The sequence below is a fragment of the Pseudomonadota bacterium genome, from assembly GCA_016195085.1.
Taxonomy (GTDB): Bacteria; Pseudomonadota; Alphaproteobacteria; order SHVZ01; family SHVZ01; genus JACQAG01.
On sequence record JACQAG010000034.1, the window covers coordinates 47671 to 68221 of the forward strand.

A 20551-nucleotide genomic window follows, 5' to 3' on the forward strand; every position below is an offset into this window, starting at 1 on the left:
TGGGTGCGGCACGATCGACCCGAGCAGGTAGCGGAAACGGCACGCTCTGCCCTGGCCAAGATGGGCGAGCTCGGCGTCGCCCCCACGCCGCAGAATTTCGCGCTTTGGTATCTCTATGCGAGCCGGCAGCGGCCGGAGCTGGGGCAGGCGCTGGATGCGCTCATCGCCGTCAAGCGCCCGATCGACGAGGCAACCTTAGCCGAGCTGTATCAGCGCTTTCTCGGTCACGATGGTCTCACCGTCGCCGCGGCGGGCGAGGACATGGAGGCGGTCCTGGTCCGCCTGCTCGATCAGGTCGATGCCTTCGGACGCCACAGCGCCAGCTATAGCGGCACGCTTGCCCAAGCCGGCGGCGCGCTCGCCGAGGGCATCGCCGACCTGGCGCTGAAGGCGATGGTGAGCCGGCTTTTGGCCGAGACGCATCGGGTGGAAGAGGTCAATCGCACGCTGCAGGGCGAGCTCGAGCACTCGGCGCGCGAGGTCAAGCGGCTGCGCAAGCGGCTGGAGCACGTCCAGGTCGCGGCCGAGACCGATCCCTTGACCGGTGTGGCCAATCGCAAGCGTTTCGATCATCGCTTGAAGGAAGCGGCGCGCACGGCCGTCGAGCTGGGGCAGCCGCTCTCGCTGCTCATGGTCGACATCGACCAGTTCCGGCAGTTCAACGAGGTCCACGGCCATCAGCTGGCGGACGAAGTGCTGAAGCTGGTTGCGCGCACCGTGCATGACAGCGTGCGGCCGAGCGACACCGCGGCGCGTTACGGCGGCGACGAATTCGCCGTCATCCTGCCCAAGGCCACGCACGAGCAGGCCATCAACGTCGGCGAGCGCATCCGCGGCGCCATCGCGTCGCGCAAGATCACGGTCAGAAACACCGGCACCGTCATCGGCAGCATCACGCTCTCGATCGGCGTCGGTACCTTGAAGCCGGGCGAGCCGATGGAGGACCTGATCAAGCGTGCCGATGAGGCGCTCTACGCCTCCAAGCGCGGCGGCCGCAATCGCGTCTCCGGAGGGGGTGCAGCAGCAGGCCTCGTCCAGGAGGTCGCCGCGGCGGATCCGCCCGTCGCTCAAAAAGGCGCCCGCGCCGGCTGATTCGGCTGGGCCGTCTCAGAGCTTATCGAAGGGCGAGGCACGCGTAGCCGGCATCCAGCGCGTTGTCTCTTGTACGAGTCTAGGGCACCGGCGAAAACGCGACACCGCTTCCTCGGCACCTTATATTGAGCCCAGCATGTCGGATGAGTTCGCCCCCTTAGAAACACCGCAGTCCAACGGCCCGCTGCCCTATTTGGCCGGGCTCAACCAGGCGCAGATCCACGCGGTCGAGGCGCAGGACGGCCCGGTCCTGGTCCTGGCCGGCGCCGGCACCGGCAAGACCCGCGTGCTGACGGCCAGGCTCGCTCATCTGCTTGCCTCCGGTCGCGCGCGTCCGTGGAACATCCTCGCGGTCACCTTCACCAACAAGGCGGCGCGCGAGATGAAGCAGCGGGTGGCCGCCATGATCGGCCCGGCGGTCGAGCAGGTGTGGCTCGGCACGTTCCATGCGCTGTGCACGCGCATCCTCCGCCGGCATGCGGAGCTGGCCGGGCTCAGGTCCAACTTCACCATCCTCGATTCCGACGACCAGATCCGGCTCTTGAAGCAGCTCATCGCCGCCCACAACATCGATGACAAGCGATGGCCGGCCAGGGTCGTCTTGGGCGTGATCCAGCGCTGGAAAGACAAGGCGCTCACCCCCGACCGGGTGCCCACGGAGGAAGCGGGGGAGATCGCCGGCGGCCGCGCGGTCGCGCTCTACCGCGCCTATCAGGAGCGCCTGAGGACGCTGAACGCCGCCGATTTCGGCGACCTGATCTTGCACACGGTGACGCTGTTTCAGACCCAGGTCGAGGTGCTGCGGAGCTATCAGCAGCAATTCCGCTACATCCTGGTCGACGAATACCAGGACACCAATGTCGCGCAATATCTCTGGCTGAGACTCTTGGCTCAAGGCCATCGCAACCTTTGCTGCGTCGGCGACGAGGATCAGTCGATCTATGGCTGGCGTGGTGCCGAGATCGGCAACATTCTCCGCTTCGAGCACGATTTCCCCGGCGCCCGCGTGATCCGGCTCGAGCAGAATTATCGCTCGACCCCGCACATCCTGGCCGCGGCAGCGGGACTGATCGCCCACAACCAGAGCCGGCTCGGCAAGACCTTGTGGACCGCGTCCAACGAGGGCGAGAAGGTGCGCGTGCAGGGCGTGTGGGACGGCGAGGAGGAGGCGCGCGCGGTGGGCGAGGAGATCGAGGCCCTCCAGCGCCGGGGCGAGCGGCTCGCCGAGATGGCGATCCTGGTGCGCGCCGGCTTCCAGACCCGGGAATTCGAAGAGCGCTTCATCAGCCTGGGCCTCGCCTACAAGGTGATCGGGGGCCTGCGCTTCTACGAGCGCCAGGAGATTCGCGACGCGCTCGCCTATCTGCGCGTGGTGGCGCAGCCCGACGACGATCTCGCCTTCGAGCGCATCGTCAACGTGCCGAAGCGCGGCATCGGCGATGCGAGCTTGAGCGCGCTCCACAAGACCGCCCGCGCGCAAGGGGTCTCGCTCACCCGCGCGACGCGGGCCCTGATCGCGACCGACGAGCTGAAGCCCCAGGCGCGCCGCACCTTGGCCGCGCTCATCCAGGACTTCGATCGCTGGCGCAAGCTGGCCGAGGGCATGCCGGGCCCGGAGCTGGCGGGAATCGTCTTGGACGAATCCGGCTATACCGGCATGTGGCAGGCGGACAAGTCGATCGAGGCGCCCGGCCGCCTGGAGAATTTGAAAGAGTTCGTGCGCGCGATCGAGGCGTTCGACAGCCTCACCGGCTTTCTCGAGCATGTGGCGCTGGTGGTGGAGAACGCCGAGGCGGTCGATGGCGATCAGGTCTCAATGATGACCCTGCACAGCGCCAAGGGCCTGGAGTTCGACACGGTGTTCCTGCCGGGCTGGGAGGAGGGGCTGTTCCCGCATCCCCGGTCCTTGGACGAGAACGGCGAGAAGGGGCTCGAGGAGGAGCGGCGGCTTGCCTATGTCGGCCTCACCCGCGCCCGCCACCGCGCGCTCATCAGCCACGCCGCCAATCGCCGCGTGCACAATCTCTGGCAATCCAGCATCCCATCCCGCTTCGTCGGCGAGATGCCTGCTGCCTCGCTCGACTATCTGAGCGAGCCCGGCCTCTACTCCGGCGCCGGCCACGGTCTCTTTGGCCTCGGCGAGGAGGCCTGGGGCGCCAGGGCCGGGAGCGGGATCGCAGTTGCGAGCGGCCGCCAGAATTGGGGCCGCCATTACGGTGCCGCACCGCTCATCGAAGCCGATGCCCGCGTGTTCGGCTCCGAGTCGGCGAAGCCCAGCTACGCCGCCGGCATGCGCGTGTTCCACCAGAAATTCGGCTACGGCACGGTCGAGACCGTCACCGGCGACAAGCTCGAGGTCGCCTTCGACCATGCTGGCCGGAAGAAGGTGATCGACAGCTTCGTCGCCAAGGCGTGAGCCGCGGGACAGCGCGTGCCCCCACCCCGACCCTCCCCCGCCTAACGGCGAGGGAGGGAGTGATGATGCGCTTTCACCCCCTCCCCCACGCTTGCGTGGGGGAGGGGCGGGGTGGGGGCAAAGGCGCTGGCCGGCTGGTGGTCTGGAGGCCTTACGAAGCAGGCTTCTGGGTGGTATCGCCGGGCTTCGTGGTCTTGTGGGTCTTCGCATGGGCCGTGGTCGCCGGCCTTTTCGCCTTGGCGGTGGCGCTCTTGCTCGTGGACTTCGCCTTGCGTGCATCTGCTTTGCTGGGCTGCGAGGGTTGCGCCGGAGCGGTCGCGCTGGGGGCGCTCTGCGGGACGGCCGCGGGCGGGCTGGCCGTCTGCGCCAGCGCCGGCAAGGCAGCGAGGCTCAGCGACACGGCGAGGACGACGGGTTTCAGCATGGGTCTTCTCACTTCCGAAGGTGCGTGGGCTGCCGGATTGGCGTCCCTTGACGCCATCAAAGCTAGGAGCGCTTTCCGGCGGATCCGTGGCAGCTTCAGGCCGAGCCCAGGGCATTGTCGTGACCGAATGGACGCGCGAACGATGAGGCGGTCCCTGACGCCAGGGCGCGGTTTTGCCGCCAACCCCAGCCGATGACCGGCCCCCGCGGCAGCGTCATCGCCGGCTGGCGCATCGAATTCGAGGTGCCGGAACGGGCATTGGCGGTGTTTGCCGCCGCCCTCGACGGGCTGGCCGAGGCGGTGGCTACGGTCGAGGTCGCCGGGTCTTGCGCCTGGCGGGTGGAGGCCTTCGCCAACCAGGCGCCCGACCCCGCCGGGCTGGCACTGGCCCTCGAGCTGGCGGCGGCGGCCTCGGGACTGCCGGTTCCCGCCCCCAGCATCCATGCCGTGCCGGCGATCGATTGGGTCGCGGCCAACTACCGCGAGTTCCCGCCGGTCCAGGCCGGCCGCTATTTCATTCACGGCTCCCATTGGCGGGGATCGTCGCCGCCCGGCAGCATCCAGCTCCGCATCGATGCGGCGACCGCCTTCGGCTCGGGCGAGCATGCGACCACGCGGGGCTGTCTCCTCGCCCTTGATCGCCTGCAGCGCCGGCTGCGGCTGCGGCACGTGCTCGATCTCGGCTGCGGCACCGGAATCCTCGGCCTCGCCGCCGCCCGGACCTGGCATTGTCCGACGCTCGGCGTCGACATCGACCCGGTCGCCGTCAAGGTGGCAGGCGCCAATGCCCGAGCGAATGGCCTCGCCCGCTGGGTTCGCATGGCCGTGAGCCGAGGCTTCGCCAACCCGGCGATCCGGCGCCGAGGGCCTTACGACCTCATTCTCGCCAATGTGCTGGCCCGACCGCTGATGCGCCTCGCCCGGCCGCTCGCCCGGCGCCTGGCCCCGGGCGGCCATGCCGTGCTTTCGGGCCTGCTTGCCTCCCAGGAGCGCCAGGTGCTTGCGGCCCAGCGCATGCAGGGCCTCACCTTGCAAACACGGATCGCAATCGACGGCTGGCACACCCTCGTCGTCCGCCGCGCGCCCCGCCGGCTCAGGGCCGATTGATCGTCCCCAAAAAGCAGAACGGCGGCCCTTTCGAGGCCGCCGTTCCGATCCGCGCTGGAGGGCGCTGACGCTTACGCCGCCTTGTAGGGGCGGTTGTAGTTGGCCGGCCGGCCGATGAAGGGCTCGCTGGTTTGCGCGCCGATATCGACCATGCTCGCATCGTGGGAGCGGCTCGGCAGCTGGCCGAACTCGGCGGCGGCCTGGATCTCACCGCGGTTGAGGCCGATATCGGCCAGCATGCGGTCATCCAAGCGCACCAGCTCGGCATAGGTCGCCCGGCGCTCGCGCCAAGCGGCGACGCGGCGGGCCAAGCGCCCGACCACGCGCCCGAACGTCGACAGCGCGGCTGCGAGATTCTCGTCCCGCAGCTGGCGTGCCTCGCGCTCGATGGCAAGGTGGTCGATCCGGCTGGCCTCTGTAGAAGTCGCGGACCGACCCATCCACCCAAACTGGGTAATTCCGTAATCATTCATGGGTTCGGTTCCTTTGTAGGGTCTTACAACTCGTGTGAACGCCGGAGACACCAGCGCCCCCCGTAAATAGGCGTTCCAAGCCCGGTTGTTCAGCCGATTTATTGCATTGCAGCATTGCCGTAACCGCATGACCCCCTTGGAATTTGTGGCGAATTCTGGGCATAGGCTTGCCACCCCGCCACCGCCGCCTTAGGTTCCTCGGGGCGGCCCGGAAAGGCTGCGAGGGCGCCCCCTGCAACCCCTCCCAGCCTCGATCAAGGAGCATTGAGCGTGTCGATGCGGCGGAGCGCGTATAAGGGGGACGCGGGCTTGAGCGGGCTCCTCGCCAAGCAGGGCCTTTCCCCGGCGGTCTCATCCATCCGCGACCTGCTGGCCGGAGTGGCGGCCTCGGCGTTGCCAGAGACGGACGATTCCTGGCTGGCGCTCATCGGCGCCGATTTATCGCCGGACCTGGTGGCCGAGCTCCGGGCGCTCAAGGCGGAGATCGCCGCCTCTGGCGCCACCCGGGGCGCCCCCGGAGCGGCGCCGGCGGAGCGGGTTGCCGCTCTCCGCGCCGAGCTCGCGCGCCGCGGGCTCGATGGCTTCCTGGTACCGCGCGCCGATGAGCACCAAGGCGAATATGTGTCGTCGCGCGCCCAGCGCCTCGCCTGGCTCACCGGCTTTTCCGGCTCCGCCGGGCTCGCGGTCGTGCTCAGGGAGCGGGCCGCGATCTTCGTCGACGGCCGCTACACCCTCCAGGTTCGCGGCCAAGTGAATGTCCCGCTGTTCGAGCCGCAGCATCTGACCGACCAGCCGCCCGAGGCGTGGCTGGCCCTGCACCTGAAGCAAGACCAGCGCCTCGGCTACGATCCCTGGCTGCACACGGTGGATGCGATCGCCAAGCTCAAATCCGCCGCCGAGCGCGTGGGTGCCGTCCTGGCCCCGGTCGATGGCAACCCCTTGGATGCGGTTTGGCGGGATCAGCCGCCGCCGCCTCTGGGTCCGGTGGTGCCCCATGCCCTCGACTTCGCCGGCGTGGAGGCGGCCGAGAAGCGCCGCGCCGTCGGCGAGGCGGTCAAGAAGGCGGGGGCGGATGCGGTGGTGCTGACCTTGCCGGATTCGATCGCCTGGGCGCTCAATGTGCGCGGACGCGACGTGCCGCGGACACCCTTGCCGCTCTCCTTCGCGGTTGTCGACAGCGAGGGCCAGGTCGATCTCTTCATCGATCCGCGCAAGCTGACGCCGGCGGCGCGCGATCGGCTGGGCAATGCCGTCAGCGTGCGCCCGCCCGGGGAATTCGCCGCCGGCCTATCCGAGCGCGCCAAAGAGCGGGTCCTGGTCGATCCCTCGACCGCGCCCGCCTGGGTCTTCGACCGCCTGAGCGAGGCCGGCGCCACGATCGTGCGCGGGCCCGATCCCTGCCAGCTGGCGAAGGCGTGCAAGAATTCGGTCGAGCTCGACGGCACCAGGCGCGCGCATCGGCGCGACGGCGCCTCGGTCACCCGGTTCCTCGCCTGGCTCGCCGAGCGGGCGCCGCAGGGCGGCTTGAGCGAGATCGAGGCCTCCGATCGGCTGGCGGCGCTGCGCGGCGCCAATGAGCATTTCCGCGATCTCAGCTTCGACACCATCTCCGGCGCCGGGCCGAACGGCGCCATCGTGCATTACCGCGCCGAGCCTAAAAGCCAGGGCAAGCTGGCACCCGGCCAGCTCTATCTCGTCGATTCCGGCGCGCAGTATCTCGACGGCACCACCGACATCACCCGCACCATCGCGGTCGGCGAGGTCGGCCCCGAGCCCAAGGATCGCTTCACCCGCGTGCTCAAGGGCCACATCGCGCTGGCGACCGCGCGGTTTCCCCAAGGCACCACCGGGAGCCAGCTCGATGCGCTGGCGCGCCGGCCGCTCTGGGAGGCGGGCCTCGACTTCGATCACGGCACCGGCCACGGTGTCGGCAGCTATTTGAGCGTGCATGAAGGCCCGCAGCGGATCTCCAAGCTGCCCAACACCCAGGCATTGAAGCCCGGCATGATCGTCTCCAACGAGCCCGGCTACTACAAGACCGGCGCCTACGGCATTCGCGTGGAGAATCTGGTCATCGTCGTCGAGCTGCCGAAGGAGAACGGCGCCGAACGCGACATGCTGGGCTTCGAGACGCTGACCTTGGCGCCGATCGACCGCAATCTGGTGGAGCCGTCGCTGATGACCGAAGGCGAGCTCGATTGGCTCAACGCCTACCACGCCCGCGTGCGCGAGACGATCACGCCCTTGGTCGACCACGAGACCGCCCTCTGGCTCGCGGCGGCGACGGCGCCGGTGAGGTGAGGATCGACGCCTTCGCCTGCGCAATGCCGGGCCGGGTGAACAATGAGCGAGAGGCCAGATGACTGGAAGCCGTGAGCGCCCCGCCTTCATCCGTCACTACCGCGAGATCGAACGATCCGTCGGTGAAAACAACCTCCAAGCCATGGCAGCCCCGTTCGGCAGCGCCCTCGGCCTTGCAAGGATCGGCGTCAATCAAGAGATCATTCAGCCGGGCCATCGCTCGAGCTTTCCGCACGCTCACAGCGAAGATGAGGAATTCGTGTTCGTCGTCGAGGGCCATCCCGATGTGTGGATCGATGGCGATCTCTACGGGCTCGAACCGGGCGATGGTGTCGCGTTTCCGGCTGGGACCGGCATTGCGCACTGCTTCATCAACAACTCCGGCGCTCCCGTGCGGCTGTTGATCGTCGGCGAGCGCCGGCCCGAGGATCGCGTCATCTATCCGGTCAACCCGGAGCGACGGGAGCGGCCGAACTGGTGGCACGATGCGCCGCAGCGGCCGCTGGGCGCCCATGACGGTCGGCCGACGCCGCGGCGTCGATGAGCTTCGAAACGAATCCTACGGTCGGCATCAGAGCGGCGGAGCCGGCGGATCTGCCGGCTGTCGAGGGCATCGTCCGCACGACCATGGCGTGGGAGTGAGGCCGTGCCTGCAAAACCCGAGCGCCCCGCCTTCATCCGCCACTACCGCGAGATCGAACGATCCTACGGTGCCGATGATCTCGAATTCGCCGGCGCGCCGTTCGGCAAGACGCTCGGGCTGGCACGGATCGGCGTGAACCACGACGTCATCCCTCCGGGCCACCGCACGAGCTTCCCGCACGCTCACAGCGAGCAGGAAGAATTCGTGTTCGTCATCGAGGGCCACCCGGATGTGTGGATCGATGGCGTCTTGCACGCCCTCGGGCCAGGAGATGGCATCGCATTCCCGTCCGGGACCGGGATCGCGCATAGCGTTCTCAACAACTCCGATGCGCCCGTGCGACTCCTCGTGGTGGGTGAGCGTCGGTCCGGGGATCGCATCGCCTTTCCGATCAACCCGGAACGGCGCGACCGGCCGAATTATTGGCACGATGCGCCGACGCGACCGCTTGGCGCCCATGATGGCCGCGTGACAGCGCGGGTGCGCTGAGGATCTGTTGCGTTATGAACGGGTCGCCGATCTGCCCGGTCATCGGCTCTATCGCCGACCCTTGTCCCGATACCCTAACCACTCGCTCCAGTCGTTGCGATCGAGCCGCATCTCTCGGGCGAGCTCGCGTAGCCCGGCGGCTGCCGCCCACGCGCGCGCCACGTCGTGCCGTTGCCCAGCCGGCACCAGCCAGGCAATCGCGCGTCCATGCCGAGTAATCGTGATTTCTTCGCCGCGCTCGACCCGCGCAAGCAGTCGGGCCAACAGCATCTTTGCCTTGGAGACACCGACCTCAGCCATGCGTTCTTCACCGAATTGTTTGTAGCCTACTCATAACAGAGGCTGTGGTATGTGGCGGTGGAAATCCGCGAGGCACGCGACGGCCGATCCGGCGGGAAACCTGATGGAAATGGCGCTCTCGCCATCCATCGGTATTGCGGGGCTCGCACTGCGCATGGCCGAGATGGTACCAGTCGGACGAGGACGCAGGCGAGCGAACGGGGCTACTCTGTCGTCCAGGCGCATCAATGGATGTTGACCAGCGGGCATGATCCTTTCCGACATCAGACTCGCCGAGCCCGCGGATCTGCCCGCCGTCGAACGCATCGTCCGCGATGCCTACACGAAATACATCGAGCGCATCGGCAAGCCGCCGGGACCGATGCTCGACGACTATGCCGAGCGCATCAAGGAGCGCGCAGTTTGGGTGCTCGTCGATGCCGGCGTCGTCGCGGGCATTCTCGTCCTGCTGTTCGAGGCCGACCATGTCCTGCTCGACAACGTCGCCGTCGATCCGCGGAGCCGAGGCAAGGGTCTCGGTCGCGTTCTCATCGGCTTCGCCGAGGCAGAGGCGCGGAGGCGGGGATACGGCGAGATCCGCCTCTATACGCATCAGAAGATGCGCGAGAACATCGCCATGTACCCTCGCCTGGGATACGAAGAGACGGGTCGCGGCGAGCAGTCGGGGTATGAGCGGGTGTTTTTCAGGAAGAGACTCGGCTGAGGGCCGCGCCCGCGGAGTCATCCCTGGTCGTATGCTTGCTGCAGCTTCTTTATATCGATCTTATCCATCTGCATCATCGCCTTCATGACTCTCTGCGACTTCTCGGGATCCTTGTCCTGCAACAGCGTGCCCAAGAGCGAGGGGATGACTTGCCATGACAGGCCGAATTTGTCCTTGAGCCAACCGCATCGGTTCTTTTCGCCGCCTGCGGACAGCTTCTCCCACAGCTCGTCGACTTCCTGTTGTGTCTCGCAGTTCACGAAGAACGATATCGCCGGCGTGAAGGTGAAGTGCGGGCCGCCGTTGAGCGCGAAAAATTCCTGGCCATCGAGCTGGAAGGTCGCGGACATGACCGTCCCTTTCGCTCCGGGCCCGGCGTCTCCATAGCGGGTCACGCTCCCGACCTTCGAATTCTTGAAGATCGAAACATAAAAATGCATCGCCTCTTCGGCTTTGCCGTCGAACCACAGGAACGGGGTGATCTTTTGCATGGTGGTGTCCACTCAGTCAGAGGATTGCCGCTGCCGCTTCATCATGGAATTCGAGAGCCCGGTAGTAGCGTTAGAGCTTCTGGACGAGGGCCGCGAGCTGGTCGGCGCATTGGCCCCAGCCTTTGTGGAAGCCCATGTTTTCGTGCATCTCGCGGTCCGCAACGGTCCAGTGGCGGACGAGTGCGGTGTATTTGGTTTTGCCGCCGCCAAGAGCCTCGAAGGTCAGGATCACCGTCATGAACGGCTTCTCCGACGGCTCCCATGCCTTCGTATAGGCATTGGTGAAGACCAATCGCTCATTCTCGACGACTTCGAGATAGACGCCCCGGTTCGGCATGTCCTTGCCGTCGGGGCTGCGCATGACGATCAGATTCGAGCCGCCCAGCCGGACGTCGAGTTCGGCGACCGGCGTGGTGTAGGGCAGCGGCGCGAACCACTGCTTCAGAAGCTCGGGATCGGTCCATGCTCTGTAAACTTTCTCGCGCGGCACGTCGAAGATGCGGGTAAGCACCAGGTCGCGATCGGAGACCGGCGTCGCCTTGTCCGTGGTGGTCATCGTCTATTCCTCTTTTTCTTCTCTGGTGACGGTGGGCTCAAAAGCGTTTCCAGATAACGCCTGAGATGCTGAAGGCACGCGGCGGCGACCTCGGGGCTCTGCTTCGCCTTGGCGAAGATGAAGGCTCCTTGCAGAACGGATTGCATGAAGTAGCCGACGCTCTCGGCGCTCCACGGCGCATCGGGCGCGTAGTGCTGCTTGGCGGCCTCGATGTCCCGCACCAGCTCCGCCACATGAGCAGACATACCTGCCTCGCAGGCGGCGCGAATGTCCGGGTGGGTCGCGTAGACCTCCTGCACCGTGGTGCCCAAGAGGCAAGTGAAATGTGGGATGTCCCATTCGAGCATGGAGGCGCGAAAATCGACGTAGCCCAGCACCCGGTCGCGCGGGTCGAGCTTCGCGCCGTAGGGCGCCGAACCGAAGATCGTCGCGGCCATCGCGCCGAACCGCTCGATCGCCGCGATCGCCAGCTGCTCCTTGCTCACAAAGTGGTGGAAGAAACCGCCCTTGGTGACACCCGCCTCCGAGCAGATGTCGTCCACCGTCGTCGCCGCGTAGCCCTTGGCGCGGATCGCATCGCGGGCCGCATCGAGCAGCCTTGTTCGTGTCGCAGCGCCGTCTCTGGTTTTCATCGCTTTATCATACCAACTGGTTGGTATGTATAGTCGTGCAGGTCCGGGCGCCCGTCAAGGGCATTGCACGGCAGGATCAATTTTGTCGATCACTCAATGGCTTAGGGCCATCGCACAAGGTCGGCCAAGGTGGCAGCCCCGCCTTGACAGGGTTCGGGGCGGGACTATCGTTCCGGACTGGCATTGAAGAGGAGGTGCCGCGCATGTCGAGTGCAACCCCGCGGCGTCATCGGCACCCCGGGCCCGATCCGGCCGACAGCCTCACCGAGCGCGTCCTCCAGGCGATGGCAGGAACCGCCGATCCGCGCGTGCGGGCGATCATGGCGGCGATCGTCCGCCATGCCCATGCGCTCGTGCGCGAGCTCCAGCCCACGCCCGAGGAATATGAGCAGGCGTTGCGGTTTTTGGTCGACCTCGGCCACCACACCACCGCCGCCAAGAACGAGGTCGTGCTGTTCGCCGACGTGATCGGCGTCTCCGCCCTGGTCGATCAGGTGAACCGCACCGGTGTGGAGAGCGAGACCGCACTGCTCGGCCCGTTCTACCGGGGTGCGGCACCCTGGTGCGCGGCCGGCGACAGCATCGCGCGTTCGGAGGCGCCGGGGCCGACGCTCATGGTCGCGGGGCAGGTGCGCAATGCCGAGGGTGGGGCCATCGCCGGCGCCGTGCTCGACGTCTGGCAGGCATCGCCCGTGGGCCTTTACGAGAACCAGGACCAGGGCCAGGCCGACATGAATCTGCGCGGCCGTTTCCGCGCCGATGGCGAGGGCCGATACCGGTTCCGCACGGTCCGGCCGGCCCGCTATCCCGTGCCCACGGACGGGCCGGTGGGGGTGCTGCTCAGCGCCCAGCGGCGCCATCCCTACCGCCCGGCCCATCTGCATTTCATCGTCTCCGCCGAAGGCCACCGCACCCTCGTCACCCAAGTCTTCACCGACGCCGAGGCGGAGCTTGCGAGCGACGTCGTCTTCAGCGCCACGCCCGGGCTCATGGGCGGCCTCCACCGCCATGACCGCCCGGATCCGGCGCATCCCGGCGCAGCACCGCCCTTCTTCAGCCTCGAATACGATTTCGTGCTGGCCAAGGGGACCCCGACCTTCCCCGTCCCGCCGATCCCCTAGGGGTGCGTCTTGCCGGCCGAGGAACCGATGCCCGAGGCATCCCCGGCAGGGGCGGCGAAGTGCCGGGCGAGCCACGCGCCGGTCCCTGGCACGCCTGGCCGCTATCGGGCCTTGCGGCTCGGCGAGAAGGCGCCGGACCTCGAACGGCTGCAGTTCCGCGTGGAAGATCTGCCGCGTCCGCGGCTGGGGCCCGGCCAATGCCTCGTCGCCGTTCATGCCGCCGCAGTCAATCCGAGCGATGCCAAGGCGGCCCTCGGCCTCATGCCCCATGCCGTCTGGCCGCGCACGCCCGGCCGCGACTTTGCGGGCACGGTCATCGAAGGGCCGCCCCGGCTCCTCGGCCTGGAGGTTTGGGGCAGCGGCGGCGATCTCGGCATTCGCCGCGAGGGAACCCATGCCCGCCTCCTCGTCCTGGACGAGGATGAGGTTCGCGCCAAGCCCGCACGCCTGTCGCTCATCGAGGCGGCCGGGATCGGCGTCCCGTTCGTGACCGCTCTCGAAGGTTTCCGCGCCGCGGGCGGAATCGGCGCTGGCGCGGTCGTGCTGGTCATGGGAGCCCAGGGCAAGGTCGGGCAGGCCGCGGTCCAGATCGCCAGCATGAAGGGGGCCCGCGTGATGGCGGTGGTGCGCCGCAGCGGGGATTTTTCCGGCCATGCCGCGGGCACGGTCGAGGTCATCGACGCCGCCAGCGAAGATGTTGCCAGAAGAGTGCAGGACGCAACGGCCGGGCATGGCGCGGACATCGTCTTCAACACCGTCGGCAGCCCGTATTTCGATGCGGCGAACAAGGCGATGGCGCTGGGCGGGCGGCAGATCCTGATCTCCACCTTCGAGCGGACCGTTCCCTTCGACATCCTCGAGTTCTACCGCGGCCGGCGGGTCTATGTCGGCATCGATACCTTGGCGCTCGATGCCGCCGCCTCGGCCCGCCTCCTGGAGGAGCTGAGGCCCGGATTCGAGGCAGGCCTGCTCAAACCCTTCCCGGTGGCGGAGGACTCGGTTTTCCCCCTGGAGGAGGCGGCATCCGCCTACCAGAGGGTCATGGGCGGGGCAGGCACCCGCGTCTTTCTCATGCCGGAACCGGCCCGGTGACGGTGGCGGACCTCAATGAAAATGAATAGGGGAGGACCATGATGCGATGCGATCGAAGGAGCCGGCCGTTCCGGCGGTTCGTCCTGGCGCTCGTCGGTGGAATGCTGCTCGCCTCGGGGCTGGCTCCGGTGCGGCCGCTCGCTGCAGAGGAGGCGAGCGCGATCCGCGTCGGCTTCGGCTACGGCATCGGCTTCCTGCCGCTGATGATCGCCGACAAACTGAAACTCCTGGAGCGGCGCGCCGAGGCGGCGGCGGGGCGGGCGATCCCGGTCAGCTATCTCCGCTTCAGCGGCTCGGCGGCGATGCAGGATGCGATCCTCACCGGCAATGTCGAGGTCGGCGGCTATGGCGTGCCCGGGTTGCTGATCGCCTGGGAGAAGACCCGCGGGCTTCCCCAGGAAATCGTCGGGCTGGCCGGGATCACCACCGGCGCGCTCACCCTCGTCACCAGCAATCCGGCGGTGAAGAGCGTCCGCGACTTCGGCAAGAACGACCGCATCGCCATGCCGGCGACGACCAGCCCGCAGATGTATCTCCTGCAGATGGCGGCCGAGCGCGATCTCGGCCCCGACAAGGTGGACGCCTTGAAGCCGCAGGTCGTCTCGCTGCCGCATCCCGAGGCGGTGAACGCGCTCCTGTCGCGCACCGAGGTCACCGCCTACTTCGCCTCGGCGCCGTTCACCCAGATCGTGCTGGCCGACCCGAAGATCCACGCCGTCCTCACCTCCGAGGACGTGTTCGGCGGCCAGGCGTCGTTTCTGGTGCTGGCGGCGACCAAGCGCTTCGCTGACCAGAACCCGCGCCTGGTCGAGGCGATGGTGGCGGCGATCGACGAGGCGGCGGCCTTGATCGCTAGCGATCCCATGCGCGCCGCCGAGATCTATCTCGAGGCGGAGCCGACCAAGGGGGTGACGCCGGAGCTCATCGCCAAGCTCCTGAAGGAGCCGGGCAACGGCTTCGGCGCCGAGGTGCGTGGGGTCAAGCGCTACGCCGATTTCATGGTCCGCCTGGGCCAGCTCCGCGCCGCCCCCGCCGACTGGCGCGCCGTCTTCCTGCCCGTGCTGCACGGACGAGAGGGTTCATAAGGCCGAGTCCCGGACGACGCGGCAATAGGCGCTACTTGACCGCGCCGGCGGTCAGCCCGCGCACGATGTAGCGCTGCCCGATGAGGAGCAGCAGCAAGGCCGGGATGACCGAGAGCGCGCTGCCGGCCGCCATCTCGCCGAACTTGATCTCGTTTTCCTGGGCGTATTTGGCGATCGCCAGCGGCACGGTCTGGGTGTGCTTGGCGCTCAGATTGAGCGTCACCACAAACTCGTTCCACGAGCTGATGAAGACCAGCATGGCAACGGCGACGAGCCCGGGCAGGATCACCGGCAGGATGACGCGCCAGATCAGGTTCGGGATCGAGCAGCCGTCGATCCGCGCCGCCTCCTCGAGCTCCTTCGGCACCTCGCGCATGAAGGCGGTCATCAGCCACAGCGCCAGCGGCAGGTTGAGCGCCACATGGGCCAGCACCAGGCCGGCATAGGTGTTGTAGAGCCTGGCCCAACGGAAGAAAAAATACCAGGCGCCGACCAAGGTGATCGCCGGCAGGATGTGGAAGACGACGGACCAGAGCAGGAGCGCATAGACGAGCCAGCGCGGCCACTCCAGCCGCGCCAGCGAATAGGCGCCGAGCGTGGATATTGCGAGCACGATCGCGGTGCTGGCGGTCCCCACGATCACGCTGTTCATGAAGTTCTGGAGGAAGTCGGAGGTTCCGGAGAACAGCAGCTCGTTGAAATTGTCGATGATCGGGGTGAACCAGAATTCGCCCATGATGAGCGAGATCCGCGAGCGAAATCCGGCCGCGGTGATCCACAGGAACGGGAACACCACGATCGCGGCCGCGGCCAAGAGGCCGGCTTGGGCGATGCCGCCGTTCAGGCGAAGGGGCCTCATGCGTATTGAGCGCGCCGCCGCGCGACCGCCGATGCGAGCACGATCGCCAAGGCCAAGATGAAGAGTGTGGCGATCGACATGGCGGCACCCGGCCCGGTCAGATCCTGCTGAAAGAACCGGCGGTAGATGGTGAAGCTCAGGACCTCGGTCGCGGTGCCGGGACCGCCGCCGGTCAAGAGATAGACCTCGTCGAAAACCTTGAAGGCGACGATCAGGCGGAAAATGAGCGTGACCGCGATCGTCGGCAGCATCAGCGGCAGCGTAAGGTGGACGAGCTCCTGCCAAGCGGTGGCGCCGTCGGAGCGCGCCGCCTCATAGATGTCCTGCGGCAGGGATTCGAGCCCCGCCAGCATCAAGAGGAAGACGAAGGGCGTCCAATGCCAGACATCGACGGCGATCACCGCCGGCAGCGCCAAGGCCGGCTGGCCCAGCCAATCCTGCGCCGTGCCGCCGAGGAGCTCCCAGAGCTGGTTCAGGACGCCGAAGTCGAAATTGTACATGAGCTTCCAGATGGCGCCGATCACGATCCCCGGCACCAGGATCGGCAGCATGAAGAGGGCGCGGTAGAATGTGCGTCCGCGGTCGATCTGCGTGGTCGCAAAGGCGAGCGCGAAGCCGAGCACCATCTGCACCGAGACCGCACCCATAGCGAAGAGGAGGGTGTTCACCACACCCGCCCGCAACAGCACGTCGTCGGGCAAATGCGCGTAGTGGGCGAAGCCGACGAAGCGCCATTGCGCCGCCCCACCGGCCCAGGTGATGTCGTGGACGCTCATCGCGATCAGATTGAGCACCGGAAACAACGCCATGCCGGCATAGACGACGATCGTCGGAGCGAGCGTCGCCTTCCGCCAGAACCGATCCGTCATGCGCCCGCCCGCCTGACCTTGACCATGGCCGCGCAACTATAGAAGCTTCGCCGAAGGGAGGAACGTCCATGAAAAAGCACGCGCTGATCGCGGTGTTCGCGGCTTTGACGGTGCTGGCGCCGGTCGCCGATGCCGATGCGCAAGGCAAGGTTGCGCCCATCACCTTGGTGATCAACCAGTCGCCCTGGTTCGACGGCTTCAAGCGGCTGGTCGACAGCTACGCCCAGGAGACCGGCAACAAGATCGAGCTCGACGTCAATCCCTATGCGGGGATGCTCGACAAGATCCGCAATTCGCTGCGCGCCGGGGCCGGCGACTACGACCTGTTGGCGATCGACGCCAATTGGATGGTCGAGATGTTCGCGGCCGGCACCTTGATGCCGATCGACGAGCTCGAACCCGGCTTCAAGCTCGACCCCAAGATCAGCACCTTCGACGGCTCGATCCTGTGGAACGCCGAGCGCCGCGGCTTCGATCCGGTCAAGGGCAAGCTCATGGGCATGCCGATCAACGGCAATGTCGACGTGCTCTACTACCGCGCCGACCTCTATGAGAAGGCCGGCCTCAAGCCGCCCGAGACCTGGGACGATCTCTTGGCCAACGCGGTCAAGCTCAACGACCCGCCGCGGGTCTACGGCTTCGTGCATTTCGACGACCGCGCCTTCACCATGGTCGACTACTCCAACTTCATGTTCAGCTTCGGCGGCGACATCTTCGCCGATCCGAAGGCGGGCGACTTCCGCGTCGCCTTCAACAGCCCGAAGAACCTGAAGGCGCTCGAATTCTACATCGAGTCCGGCAAGAAGGGCGGCTACCCCTCGCCGGGCTCGGTCAGCCAAGGCCAGCTGTTCCAGCTCTTGGCGACCGGCAAGGCCGCTCATGGCATCGGCGTGGTGGCAGGAATGGCGCAGTTCGACGATCCCTCGAAATCCGTGGTCGCCGGCAAGCTCAACGCCACCTTGATGCCGCGCGCCGCCGACGGCGTGCATGCGGCGCGCGCCGGCCATTGGATCGGTGCGGTTGCCAAGAACGTGCCCAAAGACAAGCAGATGGCCGCACTCGCCTTCCTCAAATGGTTCCAGACCCGCGACCATCAGATCGCCTATGCCAAGTTCGGCGCCATTCCGGTGCGCAGCGACATCGGCGATTCCGAGCTGGCGAAGGATCCGAAGTTCCGCTTCCTGAAGGCGATGGCGGACAACGCCGCGGTCGCCCGCATCCCGATCGCGGTCCCCGAGGCGCCGCAGCTGATGGCGATCACCAATCTCCGCTTGAACGAGGCGGTGATCGGCCAGTCGACGCCGGCGAAGGCGCTCAATCAAGCCGCCCGCGAGATCCACGAGGTGATGGTGAAGGCCGGCTACAAGACCGGGCTGCTTGCCGACCTGCCGTGATCGAGCCCACGGAGCGGCGGCGCCTCGGCCAGACCGGGCTCGAGCTGTCGCTGCTCGGGGTCGGCGGCGGCAGCGCGCTCATCGCCGCGGGCGAGGCCGCCGAGTCGGTGCTGGAGGCGGCCTGGAATGCCGGGCTCCGCACCTTCGACACGGCCCCCTTCTACGGCGTGGGTGTGAGCGAGCGGCGCGTCGGGCGCTACCTCGGCCGCAAACCCCGTGACACCTTCGTGCTGTCGAGCAAGGTCGGCCGCCTCATCCGCGACGGCAAGATCGTGCATGACTACACTGGGGACGGCGTGCTCAGCTCGATCGAGGAGAGCCTCGAGCGGCTCGGCCTCGGCTCGATCGACATCGCCTACATCCACGACGTCAACCCGCACACCCACGGCGCCGACTATGAAAATCGCTTCCGCGAGGCGATGGACGGCGGCTACCAGGCGCTCCATCGTCTGCGCGAAGAGGGCAGGCTCAAGGCCATCGGGGTCGGCGTCAAGGACTGGGAGGTCTGCCTCCGCTTCGCGCGCGCGGGCGACTTCGACTGCTTCATGCTGGCCGGCGGCTACACGCTGCTGGATCACGGCTCGCTCCAGGAGTTCCTGCCCTATTGCCGCCGGCGCGACATAAGGGTCGTCGTCGCCTCGCCCTTGAATTCCGGCATCCTCGCGACCGGCGCCACGGAGGCGGCACGCTACTACTACGCAGCCCCGCCGCCGGAGATCCTCGAGCGCACCCGCGCCCTTGCTGGCATCTGCGCCGGCCATGACGTACCGCTGGCCGCCGCCGCGCTGCAGTTTCCGCTGTATCACCCGGCGGTCGCAGGCATCGTCGCCGGCTACCGTGCGCCTGCCGAGCTTGACGAAGCCCTGGCGCATCTCCGCCGCCCGATTCCAGCCGCACTCTGGGCCGAGCTCAAGGGGCGTGGGCTCATCCCCGCGGGAGCGCCGACGCCATGAGCGATTTCCTGGGTTATCGCAATGCCGACGGCTCGGTCGGTGTGCGCAATCATTTCCTGGTGATGTCGCTGACCGGGCTCACCGGCCCGACCGCGCGGCGCATCGCCCAGCAGATCCGCGGCGCTGAAGTCGTGACCATGCCCTTCGGCAGCGGGCTCGTCGGCGCCGATGCGGAATTGCATCGCCGCGCGCTCATCGGCCTTGCCGCCAATCCGAATGTCGGTGCCGTGCTCATGATCGGCGGCAATCCGCCGGAGCTCACCGACATCGCCGAGGCGGTGGCCTTGACCGGCAAGCCGGTGGACACGCTCTCGATGGACGATTGCGATCACGACGCGCTCACCTTGAGCGAGCGCGGCACCAGGGCGGGCGTCAAGCTCGCCCGCGCCGTCTCGCGCCGCCGGCGCGGGCCCGCTTCGGCCTCCGAGCTGACGGTGGCGCTCGAATGCGGCCGCTCCGATCCCAGCTCCGGCCTGGTCTCGAATCCGTTGGTGGGTCTCGTCGCCGACCGGCTGGTCGCCGCGGGCGCCCGGGTGATCTTCGGCGAGACCATGGAATGGCTTGGCGCCGAGCATCTCTTGAAGCGCCGTGCGGTGAGCCCCGAGGTCGCGCGCGCGATCGAGGCGGCCGTGCTCCGGCGCGAAGCCCAGGCCGTCGCCGCCGGCATCGATTTGACCGGCAACAATCCCGGACCCACCAACATCGCCGGCGGCCTCACCACCATCGAAGAGAAGGCGCTGGGCGGCATCGCCAAGGGCGGCCTGAGCCCGATCCAAAGCCTCATCGGCATCGCCGAGCGGCCGGCCAAGCCCGGCCTCCATGTCATGGATGCGCCGGCCTACGCGCCGGAATCGGTCACCGGCTTCGTCGCCGCCGGAGCGCAGCTGGTGATGTTCACGACGGGTGCGGGCAACAGCTTCGTCAGCCAGCTTGCACCGACCCTCAAGCTCTCCGGCAATCCGGTCGCAACCAGGCGCCTGGCCGAGCAGCTCGACTTCGATGCGAGTGCCGTCACCGAGCGCAGCGAGAGCATCGAAGCGGCCGCCGCCAGGCTCTACGACACCCTCATCGACATCGCCGGCGGCACCTTGACCTGGGGCGAGGTCCTGAACGAGGGCGAGGAGGTGGTGAGCCGCCTCGGGCCGGCGCTGTGACGGAAGACGCCGCGCCCGGCGAGGATTGGGACGCCGTCCTTTTGCACGCCGCCGACAATGTCGCCACATGCCTGAAGCCCATCGCCGCCGGCGCCTACATCCGCATCAAGGCGCCGGACGGCATGCGTACGCTCCGCGCCCGCGATGCCGTGCCGCTGTTTCACAAGATCGCGCTGGTTCCGCTCGATGCCGGCGTGGCGGTGCGCAAATATGGCGTAAGCGGTGCTTTTCCCCCACCCGTGAGGCGATAGCCGGGCTGTGAGAATCTCTAGCCCTTTGTGGGTAGGGCATAGGGACTATGACGGACACGGGTGACGATCCTAGGACTAAGGCCGCGCCGGCGCGGCGCGTTGAGATCTTCACGGGCGCCGGGCAGCGGCGGCGCTGGAGCGCGGAA

21 protein-coding genes are annotated in these 20551 nt (G+C 67.5%); 13 read left to right on the plus strand and 8 right to left on the minus strand.

The genetic code is table 11. The features are described from left to right. Positions 1-3: 3 nt before the first annotated feature. A complete protein-coding gene (locus HY058_10560; protein MBI3497731.1) occupies positions 4-1092 on the plus strand; it encodes a GGDEF domain-containing protein in 1089 nt (362 codons plus the stop codon). A 136-nt stretch (positions 1093-1228) separates the two neighbouring features. After that, positions 1229-3508 carry a UvrD-helicase domain-containing protein gene (locus HY058_10565; protein MBI3497732.1) on the plus strand — a complete coding sequence of 760 codons (2280 nt, stop codon included), beginning with the start codon at positions 1229-1231 and terminating at the stop codon, positions 3506-3508. Between the two features lie 151 nt (positions 3509-3659). Here HY058_10565 and HY058_10570 read toward each other — a convergent pair whose 3' ends face one another. Continuing rightward, a complete protein-coding gene (locus HY058_10570; GenBank protein ID MBI3497733.1) occupies positions 3660-3932 on the minus strand; it encodes a hypothetical protein in 273 nt (90 codons plus the stop codon). 192 nt (positions 3933-4124) lie between these two features. Between HY058_10570 and HY058_10575 the strand changes: the two genes are divergently transcribed. Continuing rightward, positions 4125-5039, plus strand: a complete 915-nt coding sequence (locus HY058_10575) for a 50S ribosomal protein L11 methyltransferase (GenBank protein ID MBI3497734.1) — start codon at positions 4125-4127, stop codon at positions 5037-5039. A gap of 71 nt (positions 5040-5110) precedes the next feature. Here HY058_10575 and HY058_10580 read toward each other — a convergent pair whose 3' ends face one another. Continuing rightward, complete coding sequence (locus HY058_10580) at positions 5111-5479, minus strand: DUF1127 domain-containing protein (GenBank protein MBI3497735.1); 369 nt, start codon at positions 5477-5479, stop codon at positions 5111-5113. 309 nt (positions 5480-5788) lie between these two features. Between HY058_10580 and HY058_10585 the strand changes: the two genes are divergently transcribed. The 3 genes from HY058_10585 (at position 5789) to HY058_10595 (ending at position 8945) form a co-directional block, all read left to right on the plus strand. Then, on the plus strand, positions 5789-7813 hold the full coding sequence (locus HY058_10585; protein ID MBI3497736.1) for an aminopeptidase P family protein: 2025 nt from the start codon (positions 5789-5791) through the stop codon (positions 7811-7813). Positions 7814-7871: 58 nt separating this feature from the next. Further along, complete coding sequence (locus tag HY058_10590) at positions 7872-8357, plus strand: cupin domain-containing protein (protein ID MBI3497737.1); 486 nt, start codon at positions 7872-7874, stop codon at positions 8355-8357. A gap of 102 nt (positions 8358-8459) precedes the next feature. Then, positions 8460-8945 carry a cupin domain-containing protein gene (locus HY058_10595; protein ID MBI3497738.1) on the plus strand — a complete coding sequence of 162 codons (486 nt, stop codon included), beginning with the start codon at positions 8460-8462 and terminating at the stop codon, positions 8943-8945. Positions 8946-8993: 48 nt separating this feature from the next. Here the strand turns inward: HY058_10595 and HY058_10600 are convergent, their stop codons facing one another. Further along, positions 8994-9245, minus strand: a complete 252-nt coding sequence (locus tag HY058_10600) for a type II toxin-antitoxin system prevent-host-death family antitoxin (protein MBI3497739.1) — start codon at positions 9243-9245, stop codon at positions 8994-8996. 247 nt (positions 9246-9492) lie between these two features. Here HY058_10600 and HY058_10605 point away from each other — a divergent pair, with 247 nt between their 5' ends. After that, complete coding sequence (locus HY058_10605) at positions 9493-9948, plus strand: GNAT family N-acetyltransferase (protein ID MBI3497740.1); 456 nt, start codon at positions 9493-9495, stop codon at positions 9946-9948. A 17-nt stretch (positions 9949-9965) separates the two neighbouring features. Here the strand turns inward: HY058_10605 and HY058_10610 are convergent, their stop codons facing one another. The 3 genes from HY058_10610 to HY058_10620 all read right to left on the minus strand — a co-directional run bounded on the left by HY058_10610 (position 9966) and on the right by HY058_10620 (position 11627). After that, on the minus strand, positions 9966-10439 hold the full coding sequence (locus HY058_10610) for a VOC family protein (GenBank protein ID MBI3497741.1): 474 nt from the start codon (positions 10437-10439) through the stop codon (positions 9966-9968). 70 nt (positions 10440-10509) lie between these two features. After that, on the minus strand, positions 10510-10995 hold the full coding sequence (locus HY058_10615; protein ID MBI3497742.1) for an SRPBCC family protein: 486 nt from the start codon (positions 10993-10995) through the stop codon (positions 10510-10512). Beyond that, on the minus strand, positions 10992-11627 hold the full coding sequence (locus tag HY058_10620; GenBank protein MBI3497743.1) for a TetR/AcrR family transcriptional regulator: 636 nt from the start codon (positions 11625-11627) through the stop codon (positions 10992-10994). Before HY058_10620 ends, HY058_10615 begins: the two co-directional genes overlap by 4 nt. A gap of 203 nt (positions 11628-11830) precedes the next feature. Here HY058_10620 and HY058_10625 point away from each other — a divergent pair, with 203 nt between their 5' ends. Genes HY058_10625 through HY058_10635 form a run of 3 tightly spaced genes read left to right on the plus strand, consistent with a single transcriptional unit; the run spans position 11831 to position 14925 of the window. Further along, complete coding sequence (locus HY058_10625; protein MBI3497744.1) at positions 11831-12748, plus strand: catechol 1,2-dioxygenase; 918 nt, start codon at positions 11831-11833, stop codon at positions 12746-12748. 27 nt (positions 12749-12775) lie between these two features. Next, entirely contained in the window at positions 12776-13840 is a 1065-nt protein-coding gene (locus HY058_10630; protein MBI3497745.1) for a zinc-binding alcohol dehydrogenase family protein, read from the plus strand. 41 nt (positions 13841-13881) lie between these two features. Continuing rightward, positions 13882-14925 carry an ABC transporter substrate-binding protein gene (locus tag HY058_10635; GenBank protein MBI3497746.1) on the plus strand — a complete coding sequence of 348 codons (1044 nt, stop codon included), beginning with the start codon at positions 13882-13884 and terminating at the stop codon, positions 14923-14925. A 31-nt stretch (positions 14926-14956) separates the two neighbouring features. Here HY058_10635 and HY058_10640 read toward each other — a convergent pair whose 3' ends face one another. Further along, positions 14957-15784: a carbohydrate ABC transporter permease gene (locus HY058_10640; protein ID MBI3497747.1), complete on the minus strand. Its 828-nt coding sequence runs from the start codon at positions 15782-15784 to the stop codon at positions 14957-14959. Continuing rightward, positions 15781-16653: a sugar ABC transporter permease gene (locus HY058_10645; GenBank protein ID MBI3497748.1), complete on the minus strand. Its 873-nt coding sequence runs from the start codon at positions 16651-16653 to the stop codon at positions 15781-15783. Before HY058_10645 ends, HY058_10640 begins: the two co-directional genes overlap by 4 nt. Positions 16654-17725: 1072 nt before the next feature. Here HY058_10645 and HY058_10650 point away from each other — a divergent pair. The 3 genes from HY058_10650 to HY058_10660 are packed head-to-tail and all read left to right on the plus strand — an operon-like array spanning position 17726 to position 20405. Beyond that, entirely contained in the window at positions 17726-19000 is a 1275-nt protein-coding gene (locus HY058_10650; GenBank protein ID MBI3497749.1) for an aldo/keto reductase, read from the plus strand. Next, positions 18997-20154, plus strand: a complete 1158-nt coding sequence (locus HY058_10655; GenBank protein MBI3497750.1) for a UxaA family hydrolase — start codon at positions 18997-18999, stop codon at positions 20152-20154. The genes HY058_10650 and HY058_10655 overlap by 4 nt, the downstream gene beginning before the upstream one ends. Then, on the plus strand, positions 20151-20405 hold the full coding sequence (locus HY058_10660; GenBank protein ID MBI3497751.1) for a hypothetical protein: 255 nt from the start codon (positions 20151-20153) through the stop codon (positions 20403-20405). The genes HY058_10655 and HY058_10660 overlap by 4 nt, the downstream gene beginning before the upstream one ends. The last annotated feature ends 146 nt before the right edge of the window (positions 20406-20551 follow it).

Coding starts and splice junctions, on each gene's coding strand:
- HY058_10575 (MBI3497734.1), top strand. CDS start 4,125: ATGACCGGCCCCCGCGGCAGCGTCATCGCCGGCTGGCGCATCGAATTC.
- HY058_10590 (MBI3497737.1), top strand. CDS start 7,872: ATGACTGGAAGCCGTGAGCGCCCCGCCTTCATCCGTCACTACCGCGAG.
- HY058_10585 (MBI3497736.1), top strand. CDS start 5,789: ATGCGGCGGAGCGCGTATAAGGGGGACGCGGGCTTGAGCGGGCTCCTC.
- HY058_10630 (MBI3497745.1), top strand. CDS start 12,776: ATGCCCGAGGCATCCCCGGCAGGGGCGGCGAAGTGCCGGGCGAGCCAC.
- HY058_10620 (MBI3497743.1), bottom strand. CDS start 11,627: ATGAAAACCAGAGACGGCGCTGCGACACGAACAAGGCTGCTCGATGCG.
- HY058_10610 (MBI3497741.1), bottom strand. CDS start 10,439: ATGCAAAAGATCACCCCGTTCCTGTGGTTCGACGGCAAAGCCGAAGAG.
- HY058_10600 (MBI3497739.1), bottom strand. CDS start 9,245: ATGGCTGAGGTCGGTGTCTCCAAGGCAAAGATGCTGTTGGCCCGACTG.
- HY058_10625 (MBI3497744.1), top strand. CDS start 11,831: ATGTCGAGTGCAACCCCGCGGCGTCATCGGCACCCCGGGCCCGATCCG.
- HY058_10655 (MBI3497750.1), top strand. CDS start 18,997: ATGAGCGATTTCCTGGGTTATCGCAATGCCGACGGCTCGGTCGGTGTG.
- HY058_10615 (MBI3497742.1), bottom strand. CDS start 10,995: ATGACCACCACGGACAAGGCGACGCCGGTCTCCGATCGCGACCTGGTG.
- HY058_10565 (MBI3497732.1), top strand. CDS start 1,229: ATGTCGGATGAGTTCGCCCCCTTAGAAACACCGCAGTCCAACGGCCCG.
- HY058_10650 (MBI3497749.1), top strand. CDS start 17,726: ATGGTTCCAGACCCGCGACCATCAGATCGCCTATGCCAAGTTCGGCGC.
- HY058_10635 (MBI3497746.1), top strand. CDS start 13,882: ATGCGATGCGATCGAAGGAGCCGGCCGTTCCGGCGGTTCGTCCTGGCG.
- HY058_10640 (MBI3497747.1), bottom strand. CDS start 15,784: ATGAGGCCCCTTCGCCTGAACGGCGGCATCGCCCAAGCCGGCCTCTTG.
- HY058_10645 (MBI3497748.1), bottom strand. CDS start 16,653: ATGACGGATCGGTTCTGGCGGAAGGCGACGCTCGCTCCGACGATCGTC.
- HY058_10605 (MBI3497740.1), top strand. CDS start 9,493: ATGATCCTTTCCGACATCAGACTCGCCGAGCCCGCGGATCTGCCCGCC.
- HY058_10580 (MBI3497735.1), bottom strand. CDS start 5,479: ATGGGTCGGTCCGCGACTTCTACAGAGGCCAGCCGGATCGACCACCTT.
- HY058_10570 (MBI3497733.1), bottom strand. CDS start 3,932: ATGCTGAAACCCGTCGTCCTCGCCGTGTCGCTGAGCCTCGCTGCCTTG.